Consider the following 14,016-nt stretch of genomic DNA (forward strand, 5'->3'; position numbering starts at 1 on the left):
TTGAAAAGGTTTAAATACGCGTAGCGGATAAATTCACAGTTTTTAATTAACTTAGGTGCCTATTTAATTTATGTCTCCGATCCCTCCGTTTTTCAGCCGTATCCGTGAATTCGTGAGTGGTCCGCCGGGGGCATTCCCGTTAACGGTACGTATCTTTCATTCTGTGCTGGCCATCAGTATGGCAGCCCTGGCTTATAATGTTCCGTTAAATTTTGCGGTAGGTTTACCCAAGATCGCGCTGGCCAGCGCGGTTACCTTGGCATTAGTTGTTTATCTCTTTTATCTGTCTCGTTTCGGCGGGCGGACGACGCCGGCCAGGTTGGTGTATTGTTTACTGGGTACCAGTCTGTTTGTAGCCAATTTCTTTTTGAACTCCGGTATTGATGGCCCCACAGGTTACTTCTTTGTGCTGATGCTGGTTGTGATGGTCGCCATTGTTCCTGTAAGCGAATATTGGTATTGGGTAGGCAGTAACGTCACCTTGCTGGCAGGTTTGCATTTGCTGCAGTTTATGCGCCCGGATTTAATTCCCTTTACTTATCAGCAACGAGCGGATCGTTTCATCGATATGACCTCAGCTTATATAACGGTTGTGGTTATTGTACTGGCCTGTTTTTATATTATCCGGAAACGTTATGACAGCGAGCGGCTGGAAGCCCAGCAGAATGCGGCTAAGCTGCGGGTATTGGACGCGGAAAAAAATAAGCTTTTTTCAATTATCTCGCATGATTTGCGCAGCCCCCTGTCTTTGATACAAAACTATCTGGAAATGCTTGCTGAATTCGATTTGTCAGAAACCGAACGCCGGGAAATTAAAGCACAGTTACTCCAATCTACGCGCGGCACCTTAGATATGGTCAATAATGTACTGTATTGGTCAACCAGTCAGATGAGCGGCGGAGAAGTAAAGAGGGCGCATCTGGTGTTGGCTGATTTGTTGTCGCCGCAACTGCAATTGTTTCAGGCCATTGCGGCCCGTAAAAATATCCGGCTGGAAAGCGTGTTCGCGGAAAACACGACCATCCTGAGCAGCGCTGATATGATTCAATTGATTATACGGAATTTGCTGAATAATGCCATCAAATTTACTGCCCCCGGTGGTCACATTTATTTGTATGCCAGCCGTAATGGTTCAACCTGTTTGTTGACTATAAAGGATAGCGGCAATGGAAAACCCGCCGCTTTGAGCGAAAATATCTTTGAATTGAGTTCCGGTACCGTCAAAGGCACCGCCAATGAAAGTGGTGTGGGCCTGGGATTGGTGCTATGCCGTGAATACACCATGCTGTTGGGTGGGCGCATCTGGTTTAATTGCGATGAAAAAAGCGGTACTACCTTTTTTGTGGAATTGCCCGCTACAAACTAATAAAGTACTTCGGTCATTTCATAGCCCGTCATCAGGCGATACACGTTTTAGAATATACGACAGTAAGACTGCAAACAAAACGTAGCCCGCAAAAATAAAATACCCGGGTTGCAATGAGGTTCCGTTAGTTGTGACCACATTCAGGAAGTTATTGTGGATATTCAGGCTGGCAAGCTGGCTTTTCAAGATGCCGTTCAAGCCGATATAGGTCATAAGCATACCGACGATCATCACATCAGACATGTCCCATTTGCCCAATTCAAAAGTGAGATACCGAACTGTGCTGTTACGGGCCATCTTTTTGGGGCTGAGCACATAGACTCCTTTGGCGATGAGTCGCAAAAGGGGCAGTATTAGTATAAATAATAAAATAAGTATCCCAACTGCAATGGCGTCTGGTTTGGGCTGCCCGATCAACGTTTTAACGATGCCAAGTATACTTTTGCTTTGATAAAATAGCACTTGGTTTTTAAATTCCACCTTGCCATTCAGTAATTCCAGATCCAGGGATTGGATGCGGGCATCCACTTCGATTACCGGTAAAAGGCTGCCCGTGATCAGCATTACGAACGCAAACAACAAGGAAAAAATGAATAGCGGTGTTTGTAAATGCACTTTCTTGTGCAGGGTAAACCAAAACAGCAGCGCAACCAGTACGCAACCCAGCATAATACACACATATTGAATGAGCTGCGTTTTAAGTGTGTCCAGCTTTTGATTGATACGCTGGTTAAAGGCCTCCGGGTTTGATATCTTGTATTTTTTATACACATATTTGGTCACCTTGTAATTAGCCACACTGACGCTGTCATAGATCTGCCTTGTAAGCTGGTGTACTTTGCTGCCCGCAATGTTTTTCAGACGGGCTTCACTTTCGGGGCTACTAATCTTAGCCACAATGGTCTTGGCGAAGGGCCTCACCTGTGCCTGTAGTTCAGCTGAATCTACAAGTGTATTAAAGGCTAACTTTTTCAGCTTAGCACCAAGTCCTTTTTGCGGTTGGTTGATCTCAGCTACCGTTTTACTCACCAGCCCATGCATTTCCTTTTCCACCATGATCAGGAGGTCTTTCTGCTGCGCTTTTGTGATATGGTAATCCTGTATTTGGTCGCTCAGCACAGCTGTGATACGGTCGCGCCATTGATCAATGGAGAACAACCCGAAAGTAACGCTGTTGGCCAGGCTGTAATCTTCTTTAACCTGCTCACGCTCGGCGGAGATGCTGGCCAGCCGGTAACCTGCATAAGCAGCTCCGGCCAGTAATAAACTAAGCCCGGCAAGCATGATTATATTTGATATCGTATATTTCATTTAGTGGGTATCATGCGGGGTGATATATTTAAGAATAGTTGATAAGATCAACCCATACAGTACAAAACTGATAAAAACGATATAGCCCGGCTGTAACGCCGTATTATTGGTAGTGATCAGCGTTAACTCCTGGCCACGGATATTTAGTAAAGCAAGCTGTTTATCCAAAAGACCATTCAAACCGATATAGGTCATTAGTATAGCGATCACGATCACATCGGCCATGCTCCATTTGCCTGATTGAAAAGCAAAATATTTGATGAAACGGTTTTCGGCCAGTTTCTTTTTACTGAGTAAATGAATGCCGGTGGAGCTGAGCTTAGTGACCGGGAACAGAATGCTGAAGCAAAGTATAAGTATGCCCACGGCAATCGAATCAAGAGCAGGCTGTTTTACCAATACCTCCACTACACCCAGAATACTCTTGCTTTCGTAAAACAGCACCTGGTCTTTAAATGTCACATGTTCACCCAGCAATACAAAATCCAGTGCTTTGATGCGACAGTCAACCTCGATCATTGAAGCGCTCAAACCAACCGCGAGCAGGATAAACGCGAACATTAGCGACATGATAAACAACGTACCATGCAGCTCGGTACGCTTGCGCAAAATCCACCATAAAGCCAGCACAGCGATAATACAGGCGAGCATTAAAAAACAAAAACGGTACATACTTACTCGAATTTCTTCTAACGTACGGTCAAGTTTCTGGTTTAACTCCTCTTTTGAATGAACCTGGTATTTTTTAAACATACTGTTAAACAGCGCATGATTGGCCTGCAAAGTGCTGTCTACACTTTCTGTATGCTGCAGTTCGGTAAACTTCCCCAGGGCCAAGTTACTCAACTTGGACTTTTGGTGGGGGTTGTCGGCCTTAGCGATGATGGAGCGGGCAAAAGCGGGAACCTGTGCCTTAACCTTATCAGTTTTGACAAAGGATTTGATAGCAAACTTTCGGATCTTTCCGACCAGACTTTTCGGTTTCTTCTCAACCATTGCCTCGGCCTTGTTGATCAGGGCGTAAAGTACCGACTCAACCTCAGTTTGCAATTCCTGTTTCTGTTTGGAGGTCAATTTGAAATGTTTTACCTGCCGGTTCACGATGCCTGCAACCTCATCCCGCCATTGTTCTACAGACAAAAGACCATAAGAAATATTATTGACCGTGGAATGGTCAAGCTTGATCATTTCTTGTTGCTTAGATAGCTCGTGCAGTCTGTAACTAAAAAAGCCTTCCAGGCCCAGCAAAACAGCAAGACCAAGAATCAAAAGTATTTTCGGGAGATATTGCTTATTACTCAAGGCTTAAATAGTGATGACTGTTCTTATGTAGTAGTTAAAATATATACAACATCATAATAAAACAAGGGCATCCTATTGATGCCCTTGTTTTATTATGATGTTACAATGATTTAAGCAGAGATCATCTGTAAAAAGGCTGCTTGCCTAATTTCAGGTTTCTGCATTTTTCTGATATCTTTTGCCAGTATGGATTTTAGTTCGCGGTCTATCGCTTTCAGTATGTTTTTTGTTTGGATTGCCGATATTTTTGTTGTTGTCCTTTTCATAGCCGTAGTTTAGTTGTTTACTACTTATAGTAAATATAATGCCAATGCTTAGGGAGATGCATAGGCGCATTTCCAAACACTGATTTTGTCTCGTTTACTATACACTTTATGTAATGATATATGTTAACCGGGCCAGATAAGAAACGGTCTTTTTATACATTATCGCAGTAGGTTCATCAATAATTCGTCTTTCAATTGCCCGGCCTTTGCAGGCAGATCGCCGGGAAATAAGGTGCCGATATTGGTTGAAATAAAAACATAGGTTTTAGCGGCCGGGATATATAATAAGATACAACCTGCCCCAATGCCGCCGCCGGAATGCCCATAAGCCTGAATGCCGCCTGCTTCAAAAAACTCGAGGCCTAACCCGTAAACCGGTTTGCCGTCAGCACCGTTTACCCATTGGAGCATTTCTTTAAGCGAGGCTTTGGAAACCAGTTCTCCTTCCGTTCACCCTTTTAAAAATTTCACCGCGTCAACCGGTGTGCAAACTATTCCATCATCGCCGATATAAGATGCTACATTAGCACGTTGAATAGCTGAAATATTCGCGGGCTTACCTGTATTTAATACGTCCCAATAGGAGTCGGTCAGATTAGGGTAATGCAGGTAGTCAGGATCATTGCGGTAAAAGGTATTGCGGAGCCCAAGCTTTTCAAAAATGTGTTTCGCTATATAAGCAGCATGATCTCCGGTAATGGCATCGGCTATTACCGCAAGCAACTCATAATTGGTGTTGCAGTAAACATGTTTTGAACCGGGTGCAAACATCGGTTCCTTACCTTTAATAGTGCCGATAACAAATTCGGTTGTCAGTTTGTGTGCCGGGTGCTCCATCACATAAGCAACAAAACCCGGATCGGTCGAGTATTCCGGTATTCCCGAAGTATGGTTCAGCAGCATGCGCACAGTGATAGCAGCCGCATTTTTTACTATGCCGGTGTACTTTGCAGGCAAATACTTTTTGATAGGAGCGTCCAGATTTATCTTTCCCGCTTCCTTAAGCTGCATAATGGCTACTGCCATATAAGTTTTTGAAACGCTTTGCAGGTATTGCAGATCACAGTTTTCCATTGGCCTCTTCCGTTCTATGTTTGCATAACCCTCGGCACCGGCCCACCAACCATCCTTTTCAGAATAGACTGCCATGACGATGCCGGGTAATCCGGTTTTGACATATCTTTTCATAATGTCGTGCAGGCTATCTGATTTTGCATAGTTGTTATTAATTGGCACGACGATGCGGCAATTGTGGATGGTTTTGTTCTGTGCATTCAGGGTAATGATGTTCAAAATAACAGTAACCCAGGTTAGTAAAATCCTTTTCATTTTGATAATTTTTTGACGCAAAATTATTTTGGACACCTGCCGATATCAAGGATGAAGAATGTGTTTCCCGGTGAATTGTAGCAGGTTTTCCGCTGAAATGAAGTTGGGGTTGACGAGCTGTAATGAATTTGCCTTTGAATTAAACCTGTTCAAACCAGTTTTTAAAGTCGGGTGCTTTTGTTCGGCTAACCTGTATTGAGGAGGGTAAATAATCGGATCCGGAAATGCTGACGCTCAGCTTCCCGTTTTCGATCTTTGTATAGCCCCCAACGATGCTGCGTTGAACAATGTACTGCCTGTTCAACCTGAAAAATAGTTCCGGTGGTAACTGTTGCTCAATCCGGTCCAGCGACTTATCCAGCAAATACCTTTTTTCAGCGGTCGTAATCACCGCGGTGTAGTCATCATCGGCAAAAAACGCTGCGATAGAATCAAACGCCAGCACCAGATGTTGGCGGCCATCTTTTACAGTAAAGCCTTCTGTCCTTACTTGTTTATCCGCTATCCTGAGCCGTTCCAACTGCCGCATGGCATGGTAATAATATAATGCAATGTAAATGCCGTTCAGTACAAAAAACCAGATCAGGAAAATAAACAAATCGTACCGGTAAAAGCTTGCCGGAACCGGTGCTTGCGTTGCTATCAGGTTTGCCAGTTCTGTTAAGATAATGATAACAACCAGGCCGGTTAATGATGTAAGTATGAGTTGTAGGGTGATGCGTTTTAAGGGTCCGGATGCGTAAGGCATCTTTTTATCAAGGTATAGGATCACCAGCCTGAAGCACCACCATGCCGCGTAGCCATCCACAGTATCGATAAGAAAAGTTATAAGGGTATGGGTATTAAAACTGATGTTGGTATAAGTGAGATAATAATTAAGTGCGTTGACCACAGGAATAAGCACCAGGAAAAAAGGGACATCATGGTACCGGATCGGTTCTTCCTGTTTTTTTGATATCATGGCGAGCTTTACACTGAAATATTATTAAAGGGCTATATACAGAGGTGAATAATCGTTGACGAAAAAAAGCTTTAAGAATGTCTGGAAATCAGTAAAGCTTTTCTGATAAAGATAAATAATTTACAGGATAACGCTATCTGTAGAAAAATTGCTCAAAATACTTAGTCAATTCGGAGTAGGGTCGATATTCCACTTTCGCTTCCCGCCTAATGAAAAGGCGACTCAGCGGAGTTGGAGAATTATTGATATATGATCAATTTAATTTTAAAGTAATGGGTATAAAATATTCTAAAACCGCACAGGTATATGTTCGGTTCTGTTACGATTTGTAATTCGGGATATTGTCTATGTTTTTACATATCAGTAAGTTGTAAATTTGGAATAAGGATTGAGCATATAAGATGATGAGAACCTATACATTTCATATTAACGCCTACGACTTTGCATTTTTTGGAGCTATTTTTCTTGGGCTGGGCCTTGCGCTGCTTTTGTGGTTTGTCCCAAAAATGAACAGGGCCGCAAACCGGTTCCTGGCTTTGGCGCTTATGGTGGTTGTGTTGTATCTGGCTCATATACTGGCTATGGATATCGGGCTTGATGGTTATATCGCTCGCTGGAATTGGTTGCCATTGCCACTCTCGCTCGCTTTTGGTCCGTTGATTTTCTTTTATGTACTCAAGCTAACCCGGCCTGCATATCAATACCGGCTGAAGGATTTATTGCACTTTATTCCGTTGTTGTTTGAATTAGGTGTTCACGGTTTGGAGATCAGGGAAAGTGGGAGAGCGGGATCGGGCACTTATACTAAGATGCTCTTTCAGCAGGTGAACCTTATTATACAGGCGTTTGCGTTGATCTCGGTCATGATATACCTGTATTTTTGTTACGTACTTATCGAACGTTTTTACCGGCGTATAGAATTTAAAAATAATGACAGGTGCCGCTACGAAATGAAATGGTTACATCACTTGCTAATTGTTTTCGGCTTTTTGTGGCTGTTGTGGCTACTCGTGGTAACCGTTGACTATTTTTATTACCACGATCAATCGGGTGCGCAAGCCTATTATCCACTATATCTACTTTTGGCGATAGTCTCGATCCGGACGGCTGCTATCGCATTTCTGAGGCCGGATGCCGGTTTAACTTCCGTTGCCCAACCTGTTTTTAAGCCGGCGCCGCCAGAAGAGTCAAAGCGAAAAGGTACCTGGCTGAAGGGCATACTAAAGACTAACCAGTACTATCTGGATCCGGATCTTAGTTTACGCTCCCTGTCTGAAAAACTTGAACTGCACCCCAATGAACTGTCGCGGATATTGAATACTATACTTAAAAAAAGCTTTAACGACTTCATCAATGAATACCGCGTGGCAGCGGTTACCCAAAAAATGCTTAACCCGGCTTATGATCATTTAACCTTGCTGGGTATCGCGTTTGAATCGGGCTTTAATTCTAAAACTACTTTTAACCGTACTTTCAAACAGTTGACCGGTAAAACCCCTGTCGAATATAAAAATGCTCTAAAAAAAGAGGGCCCATATTATAATTTGGAACGTCCGACCCGTTTTGCGACGGTATTTTCGTATCAGCAAACGACTCCCAGGTGGAGCGATGTGAAATTAAATCGCAAAACAATGATCAAAAATTACTTCAAAATAGCCTGGCGTAACCTGTTGCGCAATAAAAGCTATGCCGCTATCAATGTTACCGGATTGGCTATAGGTATCGCGGCCTGCCTGCTGATATTCCTGGTTATTCAGTTTGAAACAAGTTTTGATAGTTTCCATGCCAATAGGGACCGGATCTATCGTATTGTTACGGTAAATAGTGGCCCTGATGGTGTTCATGCCGGATCGGGAACACCATTGCCACTGGGGGAGGGATTAAAGCTTGATATTCCGCAAATCAAGCAGCTATCCAATATTATGCTGAATGGCGGTTCGCATTTTTCTATTCCGGCTGGGAGCGATGGTGCTGTGGTGAAAAAATTTAAAGAAGATCTGGCTTACTATGCTGACCCTGGTTTCTTTCAGATTTTTAATTTCAAATGGCTCGCAGGAGATAAACTTACTGCCTTATCCGAACCCAAAACGGTGGTATTAACCCGTGACGAGGCTGATAAGTTTTTTGGCGATTGGCGTACGGCAATGGGGAAAATAGTGCGTTACGAAAATAAGCGCGATTTGAAAGTGACCGGTATATTAGAGAATATGCCGGTAAATACCGATTTTCCGATGAAAGTGGCTATCTCCTGGCTCACACTTATTGAAAAGGATGGGGATTTGAGCGGTAATGCCCAGGATTGGGTAAGTACTTTCGGCGACAGGAACTGCTATGTTGTTTTACCCCCGGGCCTCAGCGAAAAGCAGATGAACACCGAGTTGGGTTCCTTAGCCAAAAAACATATTCCGGCACCTTATAATAAAAACCAGACCTATCGATTACAGCCATTGAAAGATATGCATTATACCACCGATGTGGATGTTTACAGTGGGCACCCGTTTAGTAAACAGCTGATTAGGGTGATCAGCTTAATTGGCTTGTTCCTGCTGGTGATAGGCTGCGTTAACTTTATCAATCTGGCAACTGCGCAGGCTGTAAATCGCTCCAAGGAGGTGGGAATACGCAAGGTGCTGGGCAGTAACCGGTATCAGCTCCTGCTGCAATTTATTACCGAAACATTGATTATTACGCTGTTTGCTGTTGTACTGGCTTCTGTGCTGGCGCTTATCGCGTTGCCTATGCTGAACAGCCTGCTGGATGTGCGGTTGAGCAGCGGTTTCCTGGCAGATCCGGTAGTGATATTGTTTTTAGCGGGTGTAGTTATCGGTGTTACTTTTTTTGCCGGGTTTTATCCTGCGCTGGTTTTATCCGGATTTAACCCGATAGCGGCACTGCGAAATAAGATCAATGCCGGTAGGGCAAGCGGAATTTCATTGCGCAGGGTATTAGTGGTGACCCAGTTCTGCATAGCCCAGTTCCTGGTTATCGGAACGCTGGTATTAATATACCAGATGAATTATTTTAAGAACAAATCCCTCGGCTTTAATAAAGATGCGGTAATTACAGTACCTTTTCCACGTGATAGTGCCGGTAGGGCGCGGGTTAGCGCCTTGAAAGACCAGCTATTGCAGCAGCCGGGAATAAAAGCGGTTAGCACCAGTTTATATGCGCCGTCTGATAATGGTGGTTGGTTCAGCGATTTTAAATTTAACAATTCAGATAAGCAGGTTGATTTTGGGGCTTGCCTGAAATGGGCCGATGTCGATTATTTCAGGTTATACGATATTCAGTTTTTAGCCGGTGGGTTATACCCTAAATCAGACACGATATCCGGCTATGTGGTGAACGAGACCCTGATCCATAAACTGGGTATTACCGATCCGAAACAGGCCATAGGTAAAAACATCATGCTCTGGAATAATAAGAACCTGAGGGCCGAAATCACGGGCGTGGTGAAGGATTTCAATACCAGATCGCTTCGTGGAGAAGTACCGCCGGTATTGATGGCGCCGTGGAAAGAGCAGTATGCCAAGTTGAATATAAAGGTTCGTCCCCAAAACCTGCGGCAAACTATGGCAGGTGTTGAAAGCTTGTGGAACAAAACTTACCCCGAAGGGGTGTATGAATACCAGTTTTTGGATAAAACCATAGCTCATTTTTATAACAGTGAAGAGCAGCTATCCACGCTGTTCAAAATATTCGCCGGTATAGCCATCTTCATTTCCTGCCTTGGATTGTACGGCCTGGTGTCATTTATGGCGGTACAGCGCACCAAAGAAGTTGGTATACGTAAAACATTAGGGGCCTCTGTGGGGCATATCGTGTACTTGTTTTCCAAAGAATTTACAGTGCTTATCGTCATCGCGTTTGCGATATCAGCTCCGGTTGGCTATTACTTTATGCACAAATGGCTACAGGATTTTACCTACAGGATCACTATCGGGCCTGATATATTTATCCTGTCCATATTAGCATCGGTCATCATTGCCTGGGCAAGCGTAGGTTATAAAGCGGTGAGGGCGGCGTTGGCTAACCCTGTAAAGAGTTTAAGGAGCGAATAAGGTTTAGATAATACATCAAAATTTCCCTAATCATATCAAATCGCTGAATAGATTGACGATATGCGAGGGTATTTGTGTTGTCTTTTTTCCATACACAGTAATTTACCGGATAAAGGTTTTAGTACGTTAATTTATAAATACTTCATCGGTAAACACCCATGCCGGTTTCCCCTTAGCCGGATGCCAGGCAGGCATACTTTTAAGAGAAGTGGCCAACAGTTTAATACAGGATATCGGCTGTACAGACTTTAACTTACACTTCAGATTAATGGTAGTGGGAGTGTCCTGCTTTTGAGGTGGCGCGGTTTTAATTGTACCTATCAATTTTAAATGCTCCTCATCCGGGCCGCCCCATACTTCTACCTGGGCTGGCAAGAAAATACGTGCATTAATTTTGCGCATTGAATTTAAACCGAGGCTGTGTATGGTTACAGGAGTACGGAACCACATGAGCATCCCCAGATCATGTTGGGAGGCAAGCCATTTGTTGTTGCCATTATCTTCGCCGCCCATTTCCTTGTCTATAATGGTTTTGGGCCCATCAGCTTTATACCGGCCATCCGGCTGTTTAATAAAGGCTACACTATCTGGCGTATAGGTGCATTTGTATACTTTAAATTCAACGGTATCACTACCAATCCAGCCGGGTTTAAAAGCTCTTGCCTTTATCAACGTGCTTTGGGTTAAATCAACTCCGGGTTTATATAACGTGGCGTTAACGCTATCGGGCACGCTGCCGTCTGTCGTATAACGTATATCAACACCTTTTACCGGATTGGCAAGTTGCAGCTGGTATCGTTGTTTAAATACCACTGCTGTGTTTTTTAACTGAGGGTTGGTTAATTTTATAGCTTTACCATCATCTTTAAACCCGGTTAAAAATTTAAGGGTTTTGTTGGTTTTTTGAAGCGCTTCAAGGTCGGCATCTTTTAATCCGGTATCCCATACAGCAAGCTCGGTAAGACTTTTTATCGCCGTCAGCTGTTTTACATCGGCCGGGTTTAATTTCACACCCGCCAGCGAAAGGCTTTTAAGAGATTTCAATGAGGCCAGCTCTTTTAAGCCTTTGCCGGTAACATCGCTGAAATTAAGGTTGAGCGTGCGTAGGTTTTCAAATTTCGCGATAGTTTTCAGGTCGGCATCTTTTACCGGGATCTTGTTCAGATCAAGCGACACTACTTGCTTCTTGATAGAAGTCAATTCCTCTAATACTTTAATATTATACGTGCTTTTGTTATAGATATTAACTGCCAGCGCAGGCGATTCACTCGCTAAGGGATAAACTACCCGATAATTATTATTCAATTTTTTAATATCCTGATCATCAGCCGCCGAAAAATCATAGGTTTCTTCTACACTTTCTGCCGGTGCCAATACCGTTGCTGCCAATACTCTTAATGAATCTGCTGCAGGCAAATCAATCACTTTTTTCTTGAATTTGACATTGTTTTTTACCCATAAATAAAGCAGCGTTTTTTCATCATCTGTAAGCTGGGGTTTACCTGTTGGAGGCATGTGTTTTTTAGCTGTTTCCGGAAGATGTATCCGCTGCAGCAACAGGCTCATTGCCGGATTACCTCCTTTAAAGAGTTTACCGGTTTTTCCGCCTTTTATTATCGCCGCAGAATCGGTAAGCATCAATCCTCCCTTCATCTTATCAGCATTATGGCAGCTTTGGCATTTAACCTCAAAAATCGGTTTAATTACATCCCCATAAATCAATGCCTGGTCAATTGGTACAGCTTTTTTACTTTTATCCATCACCGGCCCCAAAACAAAATCTTCGCCGTGGGTAAGGTTACCACCCAGATGCCCGGTTACAATTAAACAAAACACGGTAATAATAGCTGCTGCTTTGGCAAGGTTAACCGTATATTTTGATGTATTACGAATAAGATAAACCGCATGCCCCATAAAGGCCACAGTTACACCAAACCATTTATGCCATTGTAAAGTGCCACCCTCGTAACCAGGCTCTCTTGACAAGAACAAACCCATAATTACCGTAATTGAAGAAAGCAGGGCGCCCAATACCAGCAGATAGTTAGTGAAATTCTGATACAGCCTTTCGTTAATGAACTCAGGGCGGAAACGGAAAAATTCCATGACCATCGCAAACATTAGTATAACGATAGGGAAGTGGAGGATGAGTGGGTGCATACGACCTACGGGCTGCACCCATTGCGGAACCACGAGCCGGTCGCCGGCTAATAATAAAACAACAATGAAAATGTTTAATGCAAATAGCGCCCCTTCTGCTATACTTTTATGACTACTTTTCATATACCATGCGCCAGTGAAGAATGTTGCGAATATTTTTTTTTCATTGAGGATGAATACCTTGATTTTAATTTTTTAATGACCGATGGTTTTCGAGTTAGAGGAGGGGATCAGCACTCAGGTTATTATTCCGTTTATCACATTACCGGCCACATCGGTTAATCTGTAGCGCCTGCCCTGGCTTTTGAAGGTTAACTTTTTATGATCTATACCTAACTGATTAAGGATTGTAGCATGAAAATCATGTACATGTACCGGGTCTTTGACAATATTGTAACCAAATTCGTCCGATTCGCCGTAAACTAAGCCTGGTTTGATACCGCCGCCCGCCATCCAAACACTAAAGCAACGCGGGTGATGATCTCGACCGTAGTTGGCAGCCTCCAGTTTACCCTGACTGTAGTTGGTACGTCCAAACTCGCCACCCCATATTACCAGTGTTTCGTCAAGAAGGCCGCGTTGTTTCAGGTCAGTAACCAAAGCCGCCGAAGCCTGGTCAACATCTTTGGCCTGGCCGGCCATTTCATGGGGCAGGTTGCTGTGCTGATCCCAGCCCTGATGATAAAGCTGCACAAAGCGTACCCCATTCTCGGACAGTTTACGCGCCAGTAAGCAGTTGGCGGCGTAGGTGCCGGGGACTAAGCATTCCGGCCCGTACATTTTAACAATATCATCAGATTCGCGCGATACATCCATTAGTTCAGGCACGGCGGTTTGCATGCGGTAAGCCATTTCATATTGCTGAATCTTGGTGTTGATCTCCGGGTCGCCAAATTCTTTATAATTGATGTCGTTGAGCTCGGCCAGTTTATCAAGCATTTTGCGACGCTCGTGCCGGTCAAGGCCTTCCGGGTCGTTCAGGTAAAGAATAGGGTCTTCACCGCTGCTGAATTGTACCCCCTGGTGTATGGAATCAAGGAAACCATTGCTCCATAGTTTGCTGTAAACGCCCTGCCCGTTCCCTTTACCCTTAGATAGCAATACCGTAAAAGCAGGCAGGTTTTTATTTTCGCTGCCCAAGCCATAGCTTACCCATGAACCCATACTGGGCCGGTTGCCCTGCTGGGCGCCGGTCTGGAAAAAAGTAAGTGCCGGATCGTGATTAATAGCATCGGTATTCATGGAGCGGATGATGCAGAT

General features: G+C 43.9%; 10 protein-coding genes. 2 read left to right on the forward strand and 8 right to left on the reverse strand.

The features are described 5' to 3' along the window. The first annotated feature begins 70 nt into the window (after positions 1-70). Positions 71-1,366, forward strand: a complete 1,296-nt coding sequence (locus AAGC65_RS04385) for a HAMP domain-containing sensor histidine kinase (protein WP_343111196.1) — start codon at positions 71-73, stop codon at positions 1,364-1,366. Positions 1,367-1,384: 18 nt separating this feature from the next. Here the strand turns inward: AAGC65_RS04385 and AAGC65_RS04390 are convergent, their stop codons facing one another. From AAGC65_RS04390 to AAGC65_RS04415, 6 genes are all read right to left on the reverse strand, one after another. Beyond that, positions 1,385-2,677, reverse strand: coding sequence for a paraquat-inducible protein A (locus AAGC65_RS04390; protein ID WP_343111197.1), 1,293 nt, complete (start codon positions 2,675-2,677; stop codon positions 1,385-1,387). After that, a complete protein-coding gene (locus tag AAGC65_RS04395; RefSeq protein WP_343111198.1) occupies positions 2,678-3,979 on the reverse strand; it encodes a paraquat-inducible protein A in 1,302 nt (433 codons plus the stop codon). Between the two features lie 110 nt (positions 3,980-4,089). Further along, positions 4,090-4,245: a hypothetical protein gene (locus tag AAGC65_RS04400; RefSeq protein ID WP_343111199.1), complete on the reverse strand. Its 156-nt coding sequence runs from the start codon at positions 4,243-4,245 to the stop codon at positions 4,090-4,092. Positions 4,246-4,404: 159 nt separating this feature from the next. Continuing rightward, positions 4,405-4,656, reverse strand: coding sequence for a hypothetical protein (locus AAGC65_RS04405; protein ID WP_343111200.1), 252 nt, complete (start codon positions 4,654-4,656; stop codon positions 4,405-4,407). A 39-nt stretch (positions 4,657-4,695) separates the two neighbouring features. Next, positions 4,696-5,574, reverse strand: a complete 879-nt coding sequence (locus tag AAGC65_RS04410) for a serine hydrolase domain-containing protein (RefSeq protein WP_343111201.1) — start codon at positions 5,572-5,574, stop codon at positions 4,696-4,698. A gap of 139 nt (positions 5,575-5,713) precedes the next feature. Further along, positions 5,714-6,535 (reverse strand): LytTR family DNA-binding domain-containing protein, encoded by an 822-nt coding sequence (locus AAGC65_RS04415; protein WP_343111202.1) that lies wholly within the window; start codon positions 6,533-6,535, stop codon positions 5,714-5,716. A gap of 401 nt (positions 6,536-6,936) precedes the next feature. Between AAGC65_RS04415 and AAGC65_RS04420 the strand changes: the two genes are divergently transcribed. Next, entirely contained in the window at positions 6,937-10,596 is a 3,660-nt protein-coding gene (locus AAGC65_RS04420) for an ABC transporter permease (protein WP_343111203.1), read from the forward strand. Between the two features lie 126 nt (positions 10,597-10,722). On the opposite strand, the gene AAGC65_RS04425 is transcribed toward AAGC65_RS04420, so the two are convergent. After that, the gene (locus AAGC65_RS04425; protein ID WP_343111204.1) at positions 10,723-12,879 is read right to left on the reverse strand and encodes a DUF2231 domain-containing protein; all 2,157 of its coding nucleotides are present in this window, start codon (positions 12,877-12,879) and stop codon (positions 10,723-10,725) included. Positions 12,880-12,993: 114 nt separating this feature from the next. After that, the coding region (locus tag AAGC65_RS04430; protein ID WP_343111205.1) for a DUF1501 domain-containing protein at positions 12,994-14,016 on the reverse strand (1,023 nt) is incomplete at its 5' end.

The sequence above is a fragment of the Mucilaginibacter sp. genome, from assembly GCF_039207105.1.
Lineage (GTDB): Bacteria > Bacteroidota > Bacteroidia > Sphingobacteriales > Sphingobacteriaceae > Mucilaginibacter.

What these genes read in the sequence shown, in the direction of transcription:
- AAGC65_RS04385 (WP_343111196.1), top strand. Translation starts at nt 71, where the DNA reads ATGTCTCCGATCCCTCCGTTTTTCAGCCGTATCCGTGAATTCGTGAGT.
- AAGC65_RS04390 (WP_343111197.1), bottom strand. Translation starts at nt 2,677, where the DNA reads ATGAAATATACGATATCAAATATAATCATGCTTGCCGGGCTTAGTTTA.
- AAGC65_RS04400 (WP_343111199.1), bottom strand. Translation starts at nt 4,245, where the DNA reads ATGAAAAGGACAACAACAAAAATATCGGCAATCCAAACAAAAAACATA.
- AAGC65_RS04405 (WP_343111200.1), bottom strand. Translation starts at nt 4,656, where the DNA reads ATGCTCCAATGGGTAAACGGTGCTGACGGCAAACCGGTTTACGGGTTA.
- AAGC65_RS04410 (WP_343111201.1), bottom strand. Translation starts at nt 5,574, where the DNA reads ATGAAAAGGATTTTACTAACCTGGGTTACTGTTATTTTGAACATCATT.
- AAGC65_RS04415 (WP_343111202.1), bottom strand. Translation starts at nt 6,535, where the DNA reads ATGATATCAAAAAAACAGGAAGAACCGATCCGGTACCATGATGTCCCT.
- AAGC65_RS04420 (WP_343111203.1), top strand. Translation starts at nt 6,937, where the DNA reads ATGATGAGAACCTATACATTTCATATTAACGCCTACGACTTTGCATTT.
- AAGC65_RS04425 (WP_343111204.1), bottom strand. Translation starts at nt 12,879, where the DNA reads ATGAAAAGTAGTCATAAAAGTATAGCAGAAGGGGCGCTATTTGCATTA.